Raw genomic sequence first — 18,170 nt, 5'->3', positions numbered from 1 at the left:
TCCGCGCCCTCCAATCCGGCCGGGCGCATTTCGATCCGGCGTATTCGTCCGAGGGATGACGATCGGTTGACTCGGCAGGGGAAGAGGAGTATACGGAGAAAGACAAACCCCCGAAGCCTCCCGCGAACTCGCGGCGGCGCGGGATGAACGCTTGGTCGATCTGTACACAAAAATGAAATTGATAGCAGGTCTCATAGGATTAATCGTCGCGGCCCCGGGTCTTGCCGCGGAACCGCCTGCATCTCTTCATCTGGAGCGGAGCAAGGAATCACCGCGTCATGACATGGCGGTAGAATATTACGTTAATGACGAACATGAACACGAAATCTGGTTAGCCGCTAAAAATAAACCATCCGATCGAGAACTGCTTTATAAATTTGAGCGAGGTGCAGACGTTTTAATCTCTCCCGACGAGCAATGGCTTGTTGTCAACGATCATATGACAAGCGATGAATCAGAAGTCGTTCTTTTTAAACGGGGTCAAGGCATCAGCTTCGCCGAGGCTAAGGGGGCTCAAATTGGTCCCAAGGCGTGGAACCTCTTTGCTAAAGAAAACCAGTTAGCCAAGCCTCCTGGTTATGATCACCAATACGTTGAAGCGATCCAGTGGTCCAGTAATTCGAGAACATTCTTGCTCTCAATTTCGGGGCATGGTGGCGAAGGTGATGGGAAATATCACCTTGATCCATGGTTCTGTGTTTACGACGTCACCACACGTCAGCCCACTCTGAACTTTAAACTTATGAATCAGGACGCGTTTGTCGTTGAGCATAAGAAATGAGAGATCGCTGAATTATCCACTCGCGAACTCGCGGCGGCAGGGATGATTGTTTGATGTTGTTTTTGTAGGGTCAACCCGGCGGGTCGCCCTGAAATGGGCGAGGCAAGGCCCCGCCCCTGCTATGGAAATTTACTATGTCTCGAGCCACAGATCGCCATCCTGCCAATGCACCCGGCGATTGGTATGTCGATCGCCGGTGTATAAATTGCACGGCGTCTCAAACGATCGCGCCCGGCCTCATCGTCGAACGGGATGGACAGTCGGTGTTTGCCCGACAGCCCGCTACTAAAGAAGAGGAGATCGCGGCGTGGCGGGCGGTGTTGGTATGTCCAACGGCATCGGTGCGCACCGAAAGTCATCGGATCGTTCCCGACGGCCTCTTTCCCCACGAGTTGGCGCCGGGGGTTTTTCGTTGCGGCTACAACGCCCGGGAGTCGTGGGGCGCGCACTCCTATTTCGTGAGACGCGTTGAAGGGAATTTTCTCGTCGACTCCCCGCGCTACCTCGGTAAATTAGTCGCGTCGTTTGAAGACGCGGGCGGCATCCGGGATATTCTGCTGACCCACCGGGACGACGTGGCCGACGCGGCCCGCTATGCCGAACAATTCGGCGCCCGGGTTTGGATTCACGAGCATGATCGCGGCGCGGCGCCTTTCGCGACGGAAATTCTTCGAGGAAGGGGACCGACGCCGATCCGACCCGGCCTTAAAGCCGTTCCGGTGCCCGGCCATACCCGGGGGAGTGTTGTATTTCTGTTCGAGGAATGCTATCTGTTTACGGGCGACTCCCTGGCGTGGGAGCATGAGAGCAATGATCTGGAAGCATTCAGGGACGCCTGCTGGTATTCTTGGGAGGAACAGGCCCAATCGCTTGCGCGTCTGGCCGATCATCGCTTCGAGTGGGTCTTGGCCGGACACGGAGGAAGCTTTTGCCTTCAGGCGGAGGAAATGCGACAACGACTCGTGGCTCTCGTACAAAGGATGCGTCTCGCACCTAGGTTTGAAGGCCAATGATGCTGGTCGGGCGATCACCGTGAGAATGGAATGATGTTTGAACATCGCAAAGCCCCGTTATTGCCCAAGCGGGCCTTTTACGCCCGTTTAGGCCGGAGCGCCGGTCTTGGATTGGTGATGATCGCGGTGTCCTTGGGTGTTGGGATGGTGGGTTATCACGCCTTTGAAAATCTTCCATGGACCGATGCGTTCGCCAATGCCGCGATGATTCTGTCCGGCATGGGTCCCCTGACGGTGCTTCAAACCGATTCCGGAAAATTGTTCGCAGGGTGTTACGCCCTGTTTAGCGGGTTGGCTTTTATTATTATCGTCGGGCTCGTTTTTGCACCCGTGGTCCATCGTTTCCTCCACAAATTCCATCTGGGGTTCGATTCGGATAAACAATGAGGATGAGAAATCGCGGCGGCGCGGCCTGGCTGGTTGTCGTGATGCTGCTTGGATGTTTGATGAGCGCTCCCGCACAGCCGAAGCCGCCGGGCCCCGGAGATCACTCCCTTGCGGCCCATGTGGACGGCTGGGGGCGCTTGGTGGGGAAGATGACCAACAAAATCAACGCGGACGACGTCATCTGGGAGTTCTTCCAGAATCATCCGAAGCCCTGAAACGACCGGCGATCAACTGCCCCCGCGCCGAATCCATCGTGACCCCGGGGGCTCGGTTTGACGTAGAGGGGAGGGGTTTGTTACAATGGTGGTATTCAAAAATACCAGAAAAGGAGTCGCCAATGTCCAAACCCACTGGGGAAATCGTGAAGTACACCGTGGTGATCTACAAAAGCCCGCGCGGCTATCATGTGAACTGCCCGGCGCTTTCGGGATGCGTCAGTCAGGGCGACTCATTACCGGAAGCCCTGGAGAACATCAAAGAGGCCATTCGAACGTACATCCACATGATCAAGAGAGAAACCCGGAATAAAATGACGACCGAGGTCCAAGTGGCGGTCTAAAATGCTTTTCACCGACCTTTCAACCCAACGCGAGCTTGTCCACCCCCGCCGCGAGGTCGGATTCAAAGCCATCCACGCGGATGAAGCCATCGGCATGCCGGATGGTTTCAACCGTATCGCGGTTCCCCGCCATCAACGACCCAATCTCTGCAAGCCCCCATCCTACACCCAGCACGCGGGTCCGACGGATCAGAAATTTAAAGAGCCGGTGCGATAGGGGACGGTTCCCTACCGCGCCATCGCGGAGGCGACGCGTCATGATTCCTCAAAACGGAATGGGCCCTAACGGGAAGGAGTGCGCGACGTGGACTGGATGACGGATCCCGAGGTTTGGATTGCGCTCGCGACGCTGACGGCGCTTGAGATCGTCCTGGGCATCGACAACATCGTCTTCATTTCGATCCTCATCGGAAAACTCCCCGCGCGACGGCAAAAAGAGGCGAGAATCGTCGGGCTCGGCCTGGCGATGCTGATGCGGATTCTGTTGCTCTTCTCGCTGGTCTGGCTCATGCGCCTTACCGCGCCGCTCTTCTCTGTATGGAATCAAGATCTTTCCGGACGCGATTTGATCCTGATCGCCGGGGGGCTGTTCCTCCTGTGGAAGAGCACCCGAGAGATCCATGAGAAGCTCGAAGGGCACCAAGGAGGCGTTTCGGTCAAAGCCAGGGCCGCCTTTGCGAGCGTGATCCTTCAGATCATTTTAATCGACATCGTATTTTCCCTTGATTCGGTCATCACCGCGATCGGCATGTCCGGACGGATGGGCGTGATGACGGCGGCGATCGTCCTTGCGGTGGTTTTCATGATGGCGCTTTCGGACGCCGTCGGCCGATTCGTGAACCGACACCCCACGGTGAAAATGCTGGCGCTGAGCTTTCTTTTCCTGATCGGCGTCGCGCTCATCGGCGACGGCCTGAAGATGCACATCCCCAAAGGCTACATTTACTTTACGATGGCCTTCTCGGTGCTGGTCGAAATGCTGAACCTCCGGATGCGGCCGCGCCGCAGGAGTCCCGTTCCGCTTCGCCGGCGTTACAACGATTAGCCGAAACCGGGATTTTATATGTCTCGATCCAAAAACCGCCATCCCGCCGACGCACCGGAGGATGAGCGCGTCCGCCCGGCCCCATTTCCGGAAGTGTTGAATTTCCGCTCAAAGAATGCTATCTGTATACGGGCGATTTCCGGGCCCCGGATCGTGATCGGAGGGTTCTTGAGGTCTTCCGGTGCGCCTGCGGGCGCTCTTGGAAGAAACGGCCCCGTACGTTCGCCGGCCCGTACGTGAAATCGCGGCGGGGCATGAAACCGAAGGCTTCGCTCAAGGGGCCCTGGATTGTCGCCGTCGGCGTCTTGGCGGTTCTGCTTCGCGCCGCGGCGTTTTTACACAATCCCGCCGCTTACGGTGTGGCGGTCTTCATCTGGTTGCTCGGCGTTTTAGTTTTCTTCGCCGTTTTGAGAAAATAAGCGTCGCACTTGGGGGCACGGGTTCATCGCATGGCCGTTTCAGGACCGACGTCCCGAATGTCAGACAAGGAGGTTCCCGATGGAAGACATAAAAGTCCTTCACCACATCAAGAAACTTGTCGAAACGGAAGAAGCGCTTTACTCGAAGAACAACCTGGACGAAAAGGACAAGCAGCGTCTGCGTCATCTGGAGGTCGAGCTGGACCAGTGCTGGGATCTGCTCCGGCAGCGCCGTGCGCTGCGCGACGTCGGGGGAAATCCCGATGAGGCCTCGATTCGGCCGCCGAAAATTGTCGAGAATTACGAGCAATAACGGTCCGGGCGTCGGATAAGGACGGGATCGTTGTCCGTACGCCCGATCCAAGGAAGGAGGCGCGAAAATTCCAGCCCGTAAGCCGGAGGAAGTTCATCGCTTGTTCGCCGAGACCTTTTCCGCGGGAGATCTGAACGCCGTCATGGCGCTTTACGAGCCGGGCGCGGTCCTTGTGGCCCAACCGGGCCAAACCGTCCGGGGCCACGCGAACATCCGCGAAGCCCTCAAGGGGTTTCTGGCCTTAAAGCCCCGGTTTGTTCTCCGGTTCGGCAAGGCCCTTGTGTCCGACGACATCGCGCTCTTGCTTTCAACATGGACCCTCCATGGAACCGGTCCCGACGGGAAGGCGGTCGAATTGGCGGGCCAGACGACCGACGTGGTGCGCCGCCAAAAGGACGGGACCTGGCTTCTGGTCGTGGACAACCCTTTTGGGATAGAATAATTCGCCGATTCGGCGGGGCGAAAATTTGGGGTTCTTCATCCGGGTGGTGTCGAGGATGAAGGCCGCGATCCGGAAACAGGCGATCAATTAAACGGAGAGTCCATTTTCGAGTGAATACTCTTGAACTGACCCTGCTCGTCGGGCTCGGCTCGATCGTGGCCGGGTTTTTCGGATCCTTGACGGGCCTGGGCGGCGGGGTCGTGATTGTGCCGCTGCTGACCCTGGCGTTTGGGATGGATATCCGATATGCGATCGGGGCCTCCCTGGTCTCCGTGATTGCCACCTCGTCGGGGGCCGCCGCGGCCTACCTTCGGGAAGGCTTCATCAATATGCGGATCGGGATGTTCCTTGAGATCGCCACCACCTTGGGCGCGCTGGCGGGAGCGCTCGTGGCTTCCCGATTGTCCACGTCGGTGATCGCGATGATCTTCGGGGTCGTGCTGGTCTACTCGTCGTATCTGTCGAGCCGGCCCCGCCGAGACCGGCCGGAACCGGATCGGCCCGACCCGCTGGCGACGCGCCTGAAAATGGATGGAAGTTACCCGTCGTTCGAAGGGCCGAAGTCCTACCACGTCCATGCCGTTCCTCTCGGTTTCGGTCTGATGTTCGTGGCCGGCACGATTTCAGGGTTGCTTGGGATCGGATCGGGGGCCGTCAAGGTCCTGGCCATGGACCAGGCGATGCGCATCCCGTTCAAGGTTTCCACCACGACGAGCAACTTTATGATCGGCGTCACCGCGGCCGCCAGCGCGGGCGTCTATCTGAACCGCGGCTACATCGATCCCGGTCTGGCGATGCCGGTCATGCTGGGCGCGTTGCTCGGCTCGCTGGTCGGTGCGCAAGAGTTGGTCAAAGCCAGAACGCGCCAGTTACGCATCGTCTTCAGCGTGATCATCCTGTTGTTGGCGGTTGAGATGATTTATAATAGCCTCAAGGGAGTGATCTAGAATGCCGAACCCCGGGTCCGCGTGGACCGAACCCCGGATGGAAATGATCGCGAGTCGCCTCTTAAGAGACGGGGTTATTCTTGCCGCCGTGATCGTCCTGCTGGGAGGAATGCTCTATCTGGCGCGTTACGGCGCCGCTTTTCCCGACTATCGGATCTTTCGCGGGGAGCCCACGGATCTTCGCAGCGTGGCCGGGATCGTGGTCGATGCCTTGTCGTTGCGCAGCCGGGGGTTGATCCAGCTGGGGCTTCTGCTGCTGATCGCCACGCCGGTGGCGCGGGTTGCGTTCTCCGTATTTGCCTTTGCACGGCAACGCGATCGCACTTACATCATCGTGACGGCGATCGTGTTGGCCTTGCTCCTGTACAGTCTTTCGGGAGCGCGATTGTGATCGGGCGGGGCGTGGAATCGCGCGGGCGCCGATGGCGAAGCCCCGGGAGGTGAAGGTCATGCGTGACGGGTCGGAATGGGCGCGGAGAGTGTACGCCGCGGTGGATGCGAAAGACGCCGATGGATTTGTCTCTCACTTGACGGAAAACGCGTGGTTTCGGTACGCAAATGCCGACCCCGTGGTCGGTCGTCCGGCCATCCGGGCCGCCGTGGAAGGATTCTTCGCATCCATCGAAAGCCTTCACCACGAGATTACGGGGCAGTGGCAGCAGGGTGACGACCTTCTTTTGCGGTTTGATGTCCGCTACACGCGGCAGGATTCCCGGAGCGTGACGGTTCCGGCGATGACGGTTTTTCAGATGGAGGGGGAGCTGGCCCGGAGGGTCCAGATCTACGTGGACGTCTCTCCCGTCTTCGCGCCCTAATCGGGGCGGCCGTCCCGCCGGGAGATCGCGGCCTCTTCGCGGTTTGGGTCGCAGCCCTTAAAACACTGCGCGCCGTTGCGCCGGCTTGACCGGAAAGATGCGGCCATGGAGATAAAGAACAAGTGGTTTCGGTCCGGAAAAACGGGTTGATCGGGCTCCTTTTTCTAATCACGGCCGCCCAGGCCGGCTGTTATCCGGCCACCATCTATAAACCGGTGGCCGCCGGGGTGGCGCCCGCCAGCACGCCCTGCGCCGGCCGCGGGGGATATCTTTTCGTCGATCGCAACGGTCTGCGCTTTGCGTTTCACACAACCGAAGAATCGGGAAAGTTCTATGTTTATATCTCGGTCCAAAAACCGCTCTCTCCGGTTCCCGCCAAGATAGAGCCGCCCGTCCAGATGAACTTATCGGAGTTTGTCGTTATGGATGAAAGCACCTTGGAGCGATTTAAACCGATCGCGTTTGATCGGCTCGAATCCCACGGGTCCGTTCTCGTTCGAAAGACGGTTTTCCCCGTCGATCCGGCGTTTACCTTCAATGCAAAGTCCGCGGACGTCCGGATCGGCTTCTCCGGCGAGGTTGCGGACCGCGACCATCTTTTCCTTCTCATCCCGAAATTGGTCATCGATGAACAATCCGTCCAACTTCCGGGCATTGAATTCATCAAGACGACCGAACTGCGCGGCCCGGCGCTGGATTGCGAACCGCAATGAGGTTTAGGCCCGGATCAAAGGGAACCCGGGCCGCATGAGATCGGCAGGAGGAATCTGTGGAGAGCCTTACGCCGCCGAACGAAAAGGACGTCCTGCACCGGCTGCATGAATGGCCGAAGAAATACCTGGAGGAATGGCTGGACTTCCCGGCGCATATCCATCATGCCTCGTATCGCATGACCAACCCGCCCGTCGAGCGGCCTCAAAGCCGGATGGAATTTCTCCGGCTGCTCCAGGGCCTTCGCATTCCGGAGACCCATGCGGTGGTGTCCGAGAAGTTCGGGTACGGCGTTCGGGTCGAAGCCGACGGCGATCGGCTCGTGATCGCCTGGGAAGCGCATACCGAGTATTACAGCTATCAGGCCTGGCACATTCCGGACGACAAGTCGCTGCTTCCGGAATTCGGACCCCTCGCCGTTCCCGGTTTTCAATTTCCGGTCCGTCCGCTGGGCACGCAGGTCACTGCGCTCGATATCGTCGTTTCCCCGGAGCGCGGGGCGTCTCCCGACCTGATTCGGGATCTGATTCCCGGGCCGCACCGCTTCGGCAGCCGGGTGTTCGGCGAGGAGATCTCGGTCGTCACGAGTTTCAAGCCCGATGACGCGCATCGGGAGCGGTACCTGATTTGCTCGACCTCTCCGGAGACGCTGCTGCGTCATCTGGCCAAGGTCATCGACGGCGTCGTGACGGTCGAGAACTACTACCATCTCCTGTTGCTCCCGTTTCCGGAATTCACGCGGGCGGTCGACCGGATTCACGAACTGGAGCAGCAGCATCTGGACCAGCGCGCCCGCATCACCGAACAGCTCGGCACCTCGGAGTCCAAGACCCTGCAGGAGTGGCTGAACCGTTTGACGATCGATTTCATGGAGGTCAGCCGGTTTGCGGAGTCCATGCGCTACCGGCTGTCCGCCTCCGTTCCGTACAACGCGATCGTTCATGCCGCCGTTCGGGGGTTTCAGGAACGGCCCCTGCCTCCCTTCCTGCCCCTTTCGGATTATGTGTTGGGAGGCATCTCCGGAATCGCCGACGGCTACCAACAGCTGATGAAGCGAATCGAAGCGATCGAGTCCGACTTCCAGAGCATGATCTCGGTCATCCGGACGCGGGTGAACCTGATGCAGCAGGAGCAGAACCTGGTTCTCGAGGATCAGAACCTCCGTCTCCTGGTCAGCATGAACAAGACCGCCAAGAGCCAGGCGATCCTGCAACATACCGTGGAAGGTCTTTCGGTCATCGTGATCGCCTACTATCTTTCCGGTTTGGCGGGCTATCTTTTTAAAGCGCTCGAGGAGTTCGGCTGGATCAAGAACGCCGTCGCCGCGTCGGGACTTTTTGTTCCGGTATCCCTGGCGCTCTCGTTGACGCTGATGCTGTTGGGGCGGATGTTCATCCGCAAACGCATGTCTTCAAAGGACGATTAAAGCCGGCGGCGCCAACCCGACGGAGGTGCATCGAACTTGGCCCTGTATCTGATCGCTCTTTTTGGCGCCCTGGTCGTGATCTGGACCCTCCAGGCCCGTTTTCAGAAAAGAAGGGACAAAAAAAATCTTCAGCAACTCCGGGCGACGATCGCGGAAGGACTGACGGAGCCCCCCTCGTTGCACCCCGTCATCGACCCGTATGTCTGCATCGGGTCCGGCGCCTGCGTGGCGGCCTGCCCGGAAGGCGATGTTTTGGGCATGATCGGTGGGAAGTCCGCGCTGATTAATCCCACGCATTGCATCGGCCACGGCGCCTGTCAGGCTTCCTGTCCGGTGCAGGCCATTACACTCGTGTTCGGAACCGAGAAAAGGGGCGTGGACATTCCGTACGTCAGCCCCACCTTCGAGACCAACGTTCCGGGGATCTTCATCGCGGGCGAGCTCGGAGGGATGGGGCTGATCCGGAACGCCGTCGAGCAGGGCCGCCAGGCCATCGAGGCGATCCGAAAACTGAAACCGACCGGATCCCCGCTGGATGTGGTGATCATCGGCGCGGGGCCCGCCGGCTTTTCGGCCTCCCTGGCCTCGCTTCAACACAAACTGCGTTCCATGACGATCGAGCAGGAAACGCTGGGGGGGCGCGTCGCGCATTTTCCCCGCGGCAAGATCGTCATGACCCAGCCGGCCAAGCTCCCGCTCGTGGGGCCGATCAAGTTCCGCGAGATCGGGAAAGAGAGCCTTCTCGACTTTATGCGCGACGTGGAAAAGAAGACGGGCGTCCGGATCCGGTACAACGAGCGGATGGAGGACATCCAGAAAACGGACCGGGGATTCGTCGTCAAAACCTCACGGGGATCGTACGAGACCCGGGCCGTTTTGTTGGCCGTGGGCCGGGGCGGGACGCCGCGCAAACTGGAGGTGACCGGGGAGGAACTCCCCAAGGTGGTTTACCGGCTGATCGATCCGGAGCAGTACCGCCGTCAGCGCGTCCTGGTGGTGGGCGGCGGGGACGCGGCGATGGAGGCGGCTTGCAGCATCGCCGCCGAGCCGGGCGCGACCGTGACGCTTTCCTACCGCGGAGACGCGTTTTCGAGGGCCAAGGATAAGAACCGGCAAAAGGTCAAGGAGGCCGAGGCCGGGGGGCGATTGCGGGTGATCCTGAACTCGAACATCAAAGAGATCCAAGCGCAGAAGGTGATGCTGGAGCGGCAGGGAGAGAGCATCGAGCTTCCCAACGAGGCCGTCCTCGTCTGCGCGGGCGGCGTTCTGCCGACGGAGTTTCTGAAGAAGATGGGGGTCCGGATCGAAACCAAATACGGCACCGCCTAGCGGGCCGCTGAAAAAGTCCATCTGTGTTGTTCTCAGTCCCTCGGCGATCTGTTAGGACCGTGAGTCGTCGGGCGATCCCGGGGCTTGCTTCGGTCAATGCTTCGTCGCGTCGCCGGCGGACCTCTCGGACGCCCGCCAGAGCCGGACGGCCTCGGGCATCTCGGGCGAGACCGCCTCGACGCCGACCGCGCGAAGCACCTCGGCCGTCGGGATATTCCCGTGGCGGCCGCGCAGCAGTCCTTTCACCAAGCCCACCGCAATCAATCCGCCCGGCCGTGTGAAACGCTGCTCGATGAAGAACCACTTATCATCCCAGCACAGGATCCGGCTCTTCACTTGGTAGCGCTGAAACGGATCCAAGGACTGCCGGAAACGGATCACGGCCGAGCCGACCAGCGGAGTCCACCGGCGTTTGAAAGCGACGCGGCCGAGGCCCGTCCGGATCATCAGGTCCACCCGCCCCAGGTCCATCAGGGTCAGATAGCGGCCGTTGTTCATGTGGCCGTTTAAGTCGAGATCGGTCGGCCAGACCCGAAAGTGCAGCACGGATTCCTCCATCGGGCCGAGCCGCCGGCCGAAAAACGCCCCCGTCAGCACGGCCAGAAGACGAAGATAGAGATTCATCGGACCCGCCCGAGCCGCGCCGCGATCCCCCGGCGCCCTCGGTCGACCGGACCTACCATTTTTTGAAGATGATGAACACGGCGACGATGATCAGCACAAAACCGACCAGGTAGTTCCATTTCAGCCCTTCTTTTAGATAGACCACGGAGAAGACGCAGAAGACGACGAGCGTGATGACTTCCTGAATCGTTTTTAATTGCGCGGCCGAAAACTGGCCGTAGCCGATGCGGTTGGCGGGAACCTGGAAACAGTATTCAAAAAAAGCGATCAGCCAGCTGATCAGGATGGCCTTCCAAAGCAGGGAGTCCCTGTACTTGAGGTGGCCGTACCAGGCGATCGTCATGAAGATGTTGGAGATCGTCAATAGGAGAATCGTCTTCATATAAGAACCGCATCATAACAAAAAGTTATTGGCCAAGCAACACGAAGGCCGGGAAGGATTGCAATTGCCCGGGGATCCGACTACAATGAAATCCATGATTTTCTCCAAGACGGAGCCGTGCGCGGCCCTCTCATGATTGAATTCAACCGCGGGATACGGATCATCGGCACGGATCTGTGGCTGGATTCGACGAAGGCGAGGCCGCTGGGTTTCATCTCCCACGCCCACGGCGACCACACCGCGAAACATCAGCGGATCATCGCGACGCCGGCCACGTGGTCGCTCTGCCGCCGACGGCTCGGCGCCAAACCCCGGACGCTTCCGCTTGCGTTTCGAACCCCGCATTCGGTGGACGGTTTCACGATCGAACTCCTTCCCTCCGGCCATATTCTGGGCGCGGCGCAGATCGTGATCCAAAACGGGCGGCGGATCGTCTACACGGGGGATTTCAAGCTCCGACCCAACCGGACGGCCGATCCGGCCGAGGTTCCGCCCTGCGATATTTTGATCATGGAATGCACGTTCGGAAAACCGCGGTACGTTTTCCCTCCGCCGGAGGAGGTGGAACGGCGGCTGATCGCGTTCATCGAGACCGCGTTTGAAGACCGGAAGATTCCCGTCCTCCTCGTGTACGCGATGGGCAAAAGCCAGGAGGTCTTAAAACTCCTCGGCGACCGGGGATACACGGTCTGCCTTTCCCAACCGGCGGTCGAGATCGTCAAAATCTACGAGAACTGCGGCGTCGCGTTTAAAAACTACGAGCGGTTTTCGAACGACAACCTTCACGGGAAGGTCGTTCTGTTGCCGCCCTACCTCGCCCGGACTCGGATGGCCGAGAAGATTTCCAACCGCCGGACGGCGGTCCTGACCGGATGGGCGATGGACGCCGAGGCGACTTCGCGCTACGGGGCGGACGTTGCGATTCCGATGTCGGACCACGCCGATTTTGAAGAGTTGAACGAGTACGTCGACCGGGCGAGGCCGTCCAAAATCTACACCGTCCACGGCGCGCCGGACTTCGCTCGGCATCTCCGAAAGCGCGGTTACCGCGCGGAGCATCTCGCTCCCGGGACGCAGCTGGAGTTGTGGTGATCGGGAGGCGCCGTTTAAGATGCGGGAGGGGAGGCCGGTGACGCCGCGACAGCTTGGTGTGAAAACGTGCGAAGCGGTATGCCGACGGTAGGATCCGGAGGCGAGTTTGCGGTGGAAACCCGCCGGCTGACGCGAGCCTTCGGCGCGGTCGCCGCGGTCAAAGGCGTCGACCTTCAGATCCGGTACGGGATGATCTTCGGACTGCTCGGACCCAACGGCGCGGGGAAAAGCACGATGATCAAGATGCTGACGACGCTGCTGGACCCGACGTCGGGGACGGCGGCCGTCGCCGGCTTCGACATCGTCCGGTCGCCGATGGAAATCCGGAAGCGGATCGGCTACGTGCCCCAGATGCTTTCGGCCGACGGCGCCTTGACGGGGCATGAGAATCTGTCCCTCTCCGCCCGGCTGTACGGGATGGGCGCGGCGGAACGGCGCGGCCGCATCCGGGACGCGCTGGAGTTCATGGGCCTGACCGACGTGGCTCACAAGCTCGTCAAAACCTATTCCGGCGGAATGATCCGACGCCTGGAACTTGCCCAGGCGATGCTCCATCGCCCCGCCGTTCTGTTTCTGGACGAGCCGACAATCGGGCTCGATCCGGTGGCGCGTCGGACCGTGTGGGATCGGCTGCAGGCCTTGAGAAAGCAGTACGGGATGACCGCCCTGATCACGACGCATGACATGGAGGAGGCGGACCATCTCTGCGACGAGCTGGCCGTTCTTCATCTGGGGGAGATCGTCGTGACCGGGGAGCCCTCGAAGCTCAAGGCCGCGGTCGGACCGGACGCCACGCTCGACGACGTGTTCGCCCACTACTGCGGCGGCACGATCCAGGAAGGAGGCACGTACCGGGATGTTCAGCAAACTCGAAGAACGGCCCGTCGGCTGGGCTGAGCGTTGGCCCGCGTTGAAGTTCGCCAACGACACCGTCGCCATCGCCGATGCGGAGCTGAGAAAGATCTTTCGGGACCCGACCGAGCTTTTTTCGCGCGCGGTCCAGCCCGTTCTTTGGCTGATCATCTTCGGCCAGGTGTTCAGCCAGATTCGCGGCATTCCCACGGGGAATATCAGTTATCTCGCCTTCATGACGCCGGGGATTTTGGCCCAGAGCGTGCTGTTCAGCGCGATCTTTTACGGGATCGGGGTCATCTGGGAGCGGGATCTGGGGATCGTTCACAAGCTGCTCGTGACGCCGTCCAGTCGCGGCGCGCTGGTTCTCGGAAAGGCGGTTTCCGCGGGTTTCCGGGGCATCGTTCAGGCGGTCATCATCTATCTGGTGGCCCTGGCGCTCCGGATCGAAATTCGCTGGGAAGTCTTTGCGATCGCCGGCGTCGTGTCCGGGGTGATCCTGGGCTCGGCGATCTTTTCGACCTTTTCGCTGATCATCGCCTGCATTGTCAAGACCCGCGAGCGCTTCATGGGGATCGGGCAGGTTCTCACGATGCCGCTGTTTTTCGCCAGCAATGCGATCTATCCGCTGGAGATGATGCCGGATTGGTTGAAACGCGTCGCGGGCTTCAACCCGCTCACGTTTCTGGTCGACGTCCTTCGTCGGCTCATGATCGAAGGGGGGCGCGGCGCGCACAGTCTCGCGGCGGACTTCGGGGTGATGGCCGTCGTCCTCCTCATCATGATCTTGATCGCGTCGCGGCTTTATTCCACGCTCGCGCGTTGAGGGGTGAATGAGAACCGGCACGAAACGCTCCGGCCTCGGGTTGATGCTGGACTTGCTCCTTCCCACCCGGTGCCGCATCTGTCAACGTTATTTCCGCGGGGACGCGAACCCCTGTTTTTGCCGGGACTGCTGGGCCACGGTCTCCCGGATCGAGGGGCCGTGCTGCCCCCGGTGCGGCAAGCCCTTCGCGTCCGAGGCGGCGCTCTCGCACAGCCCCGGCCATCTCTGCGGCGACTGCCGCCGGCGATTGCCGCATTTTGACCGGGCCGTCGCGGCGGCCTGGTACGAGGGCGTGCTGGCCGAGGCGATCCATCTCTTCAAGTACCGGGGCAAAACCCTTCTGGTCCGGCCGTTGGGGGGCCTTCTCCTTCCCGCGATGGAGCGGCTTTCCGAGGCGGACGTTCTAGCGCCGGTCCCGCTCCATCCCTCCCGGCTGCGCGAACGGGAATTTAACCAGGCGCTTCTGTTGTGCGATTTCATCCGGGCCGAGTCGGGCCTGCCGGTGCTTCCCGACGCCCTTGAACGAACCCGCGAGACGCCGCCCCAAATCGGGCTCTCGCATCAGGACCGATGGCGCAACGTGCGCCGCGCGTTTATCCCCAAGCGCCCCGAACGCCTCGAAGGACGGCGGATTGTGCTGATCGACGACGTCCTCACCACCGGAGCGACCGTGAACGACTGCGCGCGGGTCTTGAAGCGGGCCGGGGCCGAGCGGGTTTGTGTCCTGACGGTGGCGCGCACGCCCGACGGGCCGGGTTAGATCCGTCGCACCGGATCCTCGTCGATCCACAACGAATCCGAAGAGAGGGCATCATGTCCGGAATGGATATCCCGCGTTATTCGAATCGTCATCCCAAACGCCGGCGGATTGTTTTTCATCCGATCGGCATCGTCCGCTCGATGACCGCGGAGCCCCAGAACCGGGATTGGGACCGGGACGTCTCCGAGATTCATCTCGATTGGAAGTGGGCCCGGGGGCTGAAGGGCCTGGAGGATTTTTCCCACCTCATCGTCCTGTTTCATCTTTCCCGCGCCCGGGGGTTGAGCCTTCGGATTCATCCCAAGGGCCGGATGGACCTGCCGCGGGTCGGGATGTTCTCGACCCGCACCCCGCATCGTCCGAACCCAATCGCGATGACGATCTGCCGCTTGTTAAAACGACGCGGGACCCGTCTGACCGTCAAAGGCCTCGACGCCATCGACGGCACGCCCGTGATCGACATCAAGCCGTATATCCCGGACAACGATCTTGTCAAGCGCGCGCGGGTGGCGAAGTGGATCTATAAGTTAAGATAAGGATCATCAAAGATTGCGTTGAACGGACTTCTGTACACCATCTCGTTCCTATCCGGCGCCTCGGCCCTGATGTTTGAAACGCTCTGGTTTCGCCAGGCCGGCCTGGCGCTTGGAAACAGCGTCTGGGCCACCAGCCTCGTTTTGTCGGGTTTCATGAGCGGGCTGGCGATCGGCAACGCGCTGGCCTCCTACGAACAGGGGCGCGTCCGAAATCCCCTTCGCGTCTACGCCGGGCTGGAGCTCATGATCGGGGTTTCCGGCGTGGTGCTGGTTCGAGCCCTGCCCGCCTTCGGTCCGGCTCTGGCCCCGGCGCTTCGCGCATGGCTGGACCACCCCTGGATGCTCAATTCGATTCGTCTCGTGATCGCCTTCGCGCTCCTTCTAGTCCCCTCCTCCGCGATGGGCCTGACGCTGCCCCTTCTGGCCAAAACCCTTTCCGCGCGCGATCTGAATTTTGGACGCGTGCTGGGGCGCCTGTATGGATGGAACACGCTCGGGGCGGTTTGGGGAGCCGTCCTGCCGGAAATGTATCTTCTGAGTCGTCTCGGGGTCAGGGCGACGGCCCTCGGAGCCGGTCTGCTCAATTTGTTTGTGGCGGCCGCGGCGGTCTGGCTTTCGATGCGATATCAAAAACCCGCCGCGCCCGTTGCGGTGCCGATTCCGTCCCGAGATGCCGGGCGATCGGATCGGCGCTGGCTGATCGCGGCGTTTCTCTCGGGATTCTGTCTGTTGGCCCTGGAGGTCCTCTGGTTCCGCTTCCTCCTGTTGTTCATCCGGGGACATTCTGTTTCATTTGCCCTGATGTTGGGGGTGGTGCTGGCCGGTATCGCATCCGGGGGACTGGTCGCTTCGCGGTGGCTTCGTTTTCAGCCGGAGGCCTACCGTCACAGCGCCTCGGTCGCGTTTGCGGCCGGCCTCATGGTCACGGCGGAGTACGCCGCATTTTTCTGGGGCATCCGGGGCCTGCCCGCGCCGGTCAGTGATCCGGTCGGGGTGCTGCGGATCGGCACCCTTCTCATGTTTCTGCCCTCCTTGCTGTCCGGGATTCTTTTTGTATTGACCGGCGCGGCGCTTCGGACGATTCCACTTTCCGAGACCGAGGCCACGGGTCTCCTGACCCTCTCGAACACCGCGGGGTCCGCCATCGGCTCGCTGACGGCCGGTTTCATGCTTCTTCCGCTCCTGGGAATGGAAAAATCCTTTTTCCTGACGGCGCTGCTCTACGGAGCCGTCGGCGCGGCGCTGTTTGTGAAATCCCCGCCGCGGCGGCGGGCCGCCATGGCGGCGGCCGCGTTACTTCTCATCGGGTTTTTCCTTTTTCCGTTCGGGTCGATGAAAAGCCGGTATCTCTCGATTACGATCGGCTGGCATCTTCAGCCGGGGAAGGGGAGGGTGGCCGCCGTCCGGGAAGGGCAGATTGAGACGGTTATTTATCTGGAGCATCGATTTCTGGATCGTCCGCTTTATTACCGCATGCTGACCAATTCCTACTCGATGTCCAGCACGGTCTATCAAGCCCGGCGATACATGAAGCTGTTTGTCTATTGGCCGATCGCGTTGCATCCCGATCCCCGGCGCGCGCTTCTGATCAGCTACGGGGTCGGCAACACGGCCAGGGCCCTGACCGATACCCAGAGCATTGAAAGCATCGATGTGGTCGATATCTCCCGTGATGTCATGGAGATGAACGACATCGTCTATCCGAACAAGGTCGACCAGCCTCTCCGGGATCCCCGGGTCCGGGTTCATGTGGAGGACGGACGGTATTTTCTCCAGACCACCGACCGGCGGTTTGACCTGATCACGGGCGAGCCGCCGCCCCCCGGGGTGAAGGGGGTGGTCAACCTCTACAGCCGGGAATACTTCGGATTTCTCCGAGACCGGCTGGCCGAAGGGGGAATCGTCACCTACTGGTTTCCGCTTCACTCGCTGAGCGAGGTGTCCGCCAAGGCCGTCCTCCGTGCGTTCTGCGACGTGTTTGAGGATTGTTCGCTCTGGAACGGCGCGGGCACCGATCTGATGCTGGTGGGAACCCGAAATGCCCGCGGGCCGGCGTCGGAGGAAGTTTTTTTGCGACAGTGGAAAAACCCGACCGTGGCGGCCGAACTGGCGGCGCTCGGTTTCGAGCAGCCGGAGCAGCTCGGCGCGCTTTTCATCGGGGATGCGGATTACCTCCGCGATCTGACGAGCGGCCATCCGCCCGTGGTGGATAACTTTCCGAAAAGGATCTCGGCGCCGATCCGATCTCGGGGAGAGAAGGACCTCATGTTTCGGAGCCTTACGGATGTGCCCGCCGCGCGGGAACGCTTCCGTCGAAGTGCACTGATTCGAAAACTGTGGCCCGAGCGGATTCTTCAGTCCTCGCTGTCTTACTTTGAAGTCCAGGGCATCCTCAATGAGTTCTTATACGGGGAAGGGATGAGTTCGGACGCCGCCATTGGGCAGGTGCATTACCTGCTGACCCGGACCTCGCTGCCTGCGCCGGCGCTGTGGCTGATGGGCAGTTCTCCGGACGCCCAGCGGATTGTGGAGCAAATGAGCGCAGACCAACGATCCTGGCCGGACGTTCAGTTTCACGTGGGACTCCGGCGGTTATCCGAACGCGATTATGCCGGCGCCGCAGAATCTCTGCACCGGGCGGAAGAATCCCCGGAACTCCGGGAAGAGGCCTTCCGCTATCGGGTCTATGCGCTGTTCATGGCGGGTGAACGGAATCGGGCCCGGCACCTGATGCAGGAGCACATGGATGTATTGGCCAGACAGGAACTGGAACGGATGCAGCAATCAGGTGTCACGAGACCGGATCGGGTTCAACTTCCGCCGTTCTGGTCCTGGATTGAAGAGAATTTCGGTATCGGCGGATTGAGGGACGCTCCGGCCGGGCCCCGGTGAGGCACGGTTTGAATTATCT

The 18,170-nt window shown here is 60.7% G+C and carries 24 protein-coding genes; 22 read left to right on the top strand and 2 right to left on the bottom strand.

Annotation, left to right across the window (positions count from 1 at the left end; translation table 11 throughout):
* The first annotated feature begins 151 nt into the window (after window positions 1–151).
* From VLY20_06615 to VLY20_06540, 16 genes are all read left to right on the top strand, one after another.
* Window positions 152–781 (top strand): hypothetical protein, encoded by a 630-nt coding sequence (locus VLY20_06615; GenBank protein HUK56313.1) that lies wholly within the window; start codon window positions 152–154, stop codon window positions 779–781.
* A gap of 134 nt (window positions 782–915) precedes the next feature.
* On the top strand, window positions 916–1,794 hold the full coding sequence (locus VLY20_06610) for an MBL fold metallo-hydrolase (GenBank protein ID HUK56312.1): 879 nt from the start codon (window positions 916–918) through the stop codon (window positions 1,792–1,794).
* Between the two features lie 30 nt (window positions 1,795–1,824).
* Window positions 1,825–2,181 carry a hypothetical protein gene (locus VLY20_06605; GenBank protein ID HUK56311.1) on the top strand — a complete coding sequence of 119 codons (357 nt, stop codon included), beginning with the start codon at window positions 1,825–1,827 and terminating at the stop codon, window positions 2,179–2,181.
* A 2-nt stretch (window positions 2,182–2,183) separates the two neighbouring features.
* A complete protein-coding gene (locus VLY20_06600) occupies window positions 2,184–2,396 on the top strand; it encodes a hypothetical protein (protein HUK56310.1) in 213 nt (70 codons plus the stop codon).
* 122 nt (window positions 2,397–2,518) lie between these two features.
* Window positions 2,519–2,740: a type II toxin-antitoxin system HicB family antitoxin gene (locus VLY20_06595; GenBank protein HUK56309.1), complete on the top strand. Its 222-nt coding sequence runs from the start codon at window positions 2,519–2,521 to the stop codon at window positions 2,738–2,740.
* A 1-nt stretch (window position 2,741) separates the two neighbouring features.
* Window positions 2,742–2,957 (top strand): hypothetical protein, encoded by a 216-nt coding sequence (locus VLY20_06590; GenBank protein ID HUK56308.1) that lies wholly within the window; start codon window positions 2,742–2,744, stop codon window positions 2,955–2,957.
* An 87-nt stretch (window positions 2,958–3,044) separates the two neighbouring features.
* Window positions 3,045–3,785, top strand: a complete 741-nt coding sequence (locus VLY20_06585; protein ID HUK56307.1) for a TerC family protein — start codon at window positions 3,045–3,047, stop codon at window positions 3,783–3,785.
* A 254-nt stretch (window positions 3,786–4,039) separates the two neighbouring features.
* Window positions 4,040–4,204, top strand: coding sequence for a hypothetical protein (locus VLY20_06580; GenBank protein ID HUK56306.1), 165 nt, complete (start codon window positions 4,040–4,042; stop codon window positions 4,202–4,204).
* 79 nt (window positions 4,205–4,283) lie between these two features.
* Entirely contained in the window at window positions 4,284–4,517 is a 234-nt protein-coding gene (locus tag VLY20_06575; protein ID HUK56305.1) for a DUF2630 family protein, read from the top strand.
* A gap of 100 nt (window positions 4,518–4,617) precedes the next feature.
* Window positions 4,618–4,959: an SgcJ/EcaC family oxidoreductase gene (locus tag VLY20_06570; GenBank protein ID HUK56304.1), complete on the top strand. Its 342-nt coding sequence runs from the start codon at window positions 4,618–4,620 to the stop codon at window positions 4,957–4,959.
* A gap of 110 nt (window positions 4,960–5,069) precedes the next feature.
* Window positions 5,070–5,906, top strand: a complete 837-nt coding sequence (locus VLY20_06565) for a sulfite exporter TauE/SafE family protein (GenBank protein HUK56303.1) — start codon at window positions 5,070–5,072, stop codon at window positions 5,904–5,906.
* Between the two features lies 1 nt (window position 5,907).
* Window positions 5,908–6,297 carry a DUF1634 domain-containing protein gene (locus VLY20_06560; protein ID HUK56302.1) on the top strand — a complete coding sequence of 130 codons (390 nt, stop codon included), beginning with the start codon at window positions 5,908–5,910 and terminating at the stop codon, window positions 6,295–6,297.
* A 58-nt stretch (window positions 6,298–6,355) separates the two neighbouring features.
* Window positions 6,356–6,721, top strand: coding sequence for a nuclear transport factor 2 family protein (locus VLY20_06555; protein ID HUK56301.1), 366 nt, complete (start codon window positions 6,356–6,358; stop codon window positions 6,719–6,721).
* A 122-nt stretch (window positions 6,722–6,843) separates the two neighbouring features.
* Entirely contained in the window at window positions 6,844–7,434 is a 591-nt protein-coding gene (locus VLY20_06550) for a hypothetical protein (protein ID HUK56300.1), read from the top strand.
* Between the two features lie 56 nt (window positions 7,435–7,490).
* Entirely contained in the window at window positions 7,491–8,858 is a 1,368-nt protein-coding gene (locus VLY20_06545; protein ID HUK56299.1) for a DUF3422 family protein, read from the top strand.
* Window positions 8,859–8,894: 36 nt separating this feature from the next.
* Window positions 8,895–10,187: an NAD(P)-binding domain-containing protein gene (locus VLY20_06540; protein HUK56298.1), complete on the top strand. Its 1,293-nt coding sequence runs from the start codon at window positions 8,895–8,897 to the stop codon at window positions 10,185–10,187.
* Window positions 10,188–10,280: 93 nt separating this feature from the next.
* Here the strand turns inward: VLY20_06540 and VLY20_06535 are convergent, their stop codons facing one another.
* Both VLY20_06535 and VLY20_06530 read right to left on the bottom strand, forming a co-directional pair.
* A complete protein-coding gene (locus VLY20_06535; GenBank protein ID HUK56297.1) occupies window positions 10,281–10,811 on the bottom strand; it encodes a thioesterase family protein in 531 nt (176 codons plus the stop codon).
* Window positions 10,812–10,863: 52 nt separating this feature from the next.
* On the bottom strand, window positions 10,864–11,193 hold the full coding sequence (locus VLY20_06530; protein HUK56296.1) for a DMT family protein: 330 nt from the start codon (window positions 11,191–11,193) through the stop codon (window positions 10,864–10,866).
* 132 nt (window positions 11,194–11,325) lie between these two features.
* Between VLY20_06530 and VLY20_06525 the strand changes: the two genes are divergently transcribed.
* From VLY20_06525 to VLY20_06500, 6 genes are all read left to right on the top strand, one after another.
* Window positions 11,326–12,285: an MBL fold metallo-hydrolase gene (locus VLY20_06525; protein ID HUK56295.1), complete on the top strand. Its 960-nt coding sequence runs from the start codon at window positions 11,326–11,328 to the stop codon at window positions 12,283–12,285.
* Between the two features lie 78 nt (window positions 12,286–12,363).
* Window positions 12,364–13,182, top strand: coding sequence for an ATP-binding cassette domain-containing protein (locus tag VLY20_06520; GenBank protein ID HUK56294.1), 819 nt, complete (start codon window positions 12,364–12,366; stop codon window positions 13,180–13,182).
* A complete protein-coding gene (locus VLY20_06515) occupies window positions 13,142–13,963 on the top strand; it encodes an ABC transporter permease (protein HUK56293.1) in 822 nt (273 codons plus the stop codon). The genes VLY20_06520 and VLY20_06515 overlap by 41 nt, the downstream gene beginning before the upstream one ends.
* A gap of 7 nt (window positions 13,964–13,970) precedes the next feature.
* Window positions 13,971–14,723 (top strand): ComF family protein, encoded by a 753-nt coding sequence (locus tag VLY20_06510; GenBank protein ID HUK56292.1) that lies wholly within the window; start codon window positions 13,971–13,973, stop codon window positions 14,721–14,723.
* Between the two features lie 53 nt (window positions 14,724–14,776).
* Window positions 14,777–15,259: a tRNA (N6-threonylcarbamoyladenosine(37)-N6)-methyltransferase TrmO gene (tsaA, locus tag VLY20_06505; protein ID HUK56291.1), complete on the top strand. Its 483-nt coding sequence runs from the start codon at window positions 14,777–14,779 to the stop codon at window positions 15,257–15,259.
* 18 nt (window positions 15,260–15,277) lie between these two features.
* Window positions 15,278–18,151: a fused MFS/spermidine synthase gene (locus VLY20_06500; protein ID HUK56290.1), complete on the top strand. Its 2,874-nt coding sequence runs from the start codon at window positions 15,278–15,280 to the stop codon at window positions 18,149–18,151.
* The last annotated feature ends 19 nt before the right edge of the window (window positions 18,152–18,170 follow it).

The organism is Nitrospiria bacterium, from assembly GCA_035517655.1.
Taxonomy (GTDB): domain Bacteria; phylum Nitrospirota; class Nitrospiria; order JACQBZ01; family JACQBZ01; genus JACQBZ01.
Note: the sequence above shows the minus strand (reverse complement) of the source record. Positions and strands in the feature narration are given on the sequence as shown.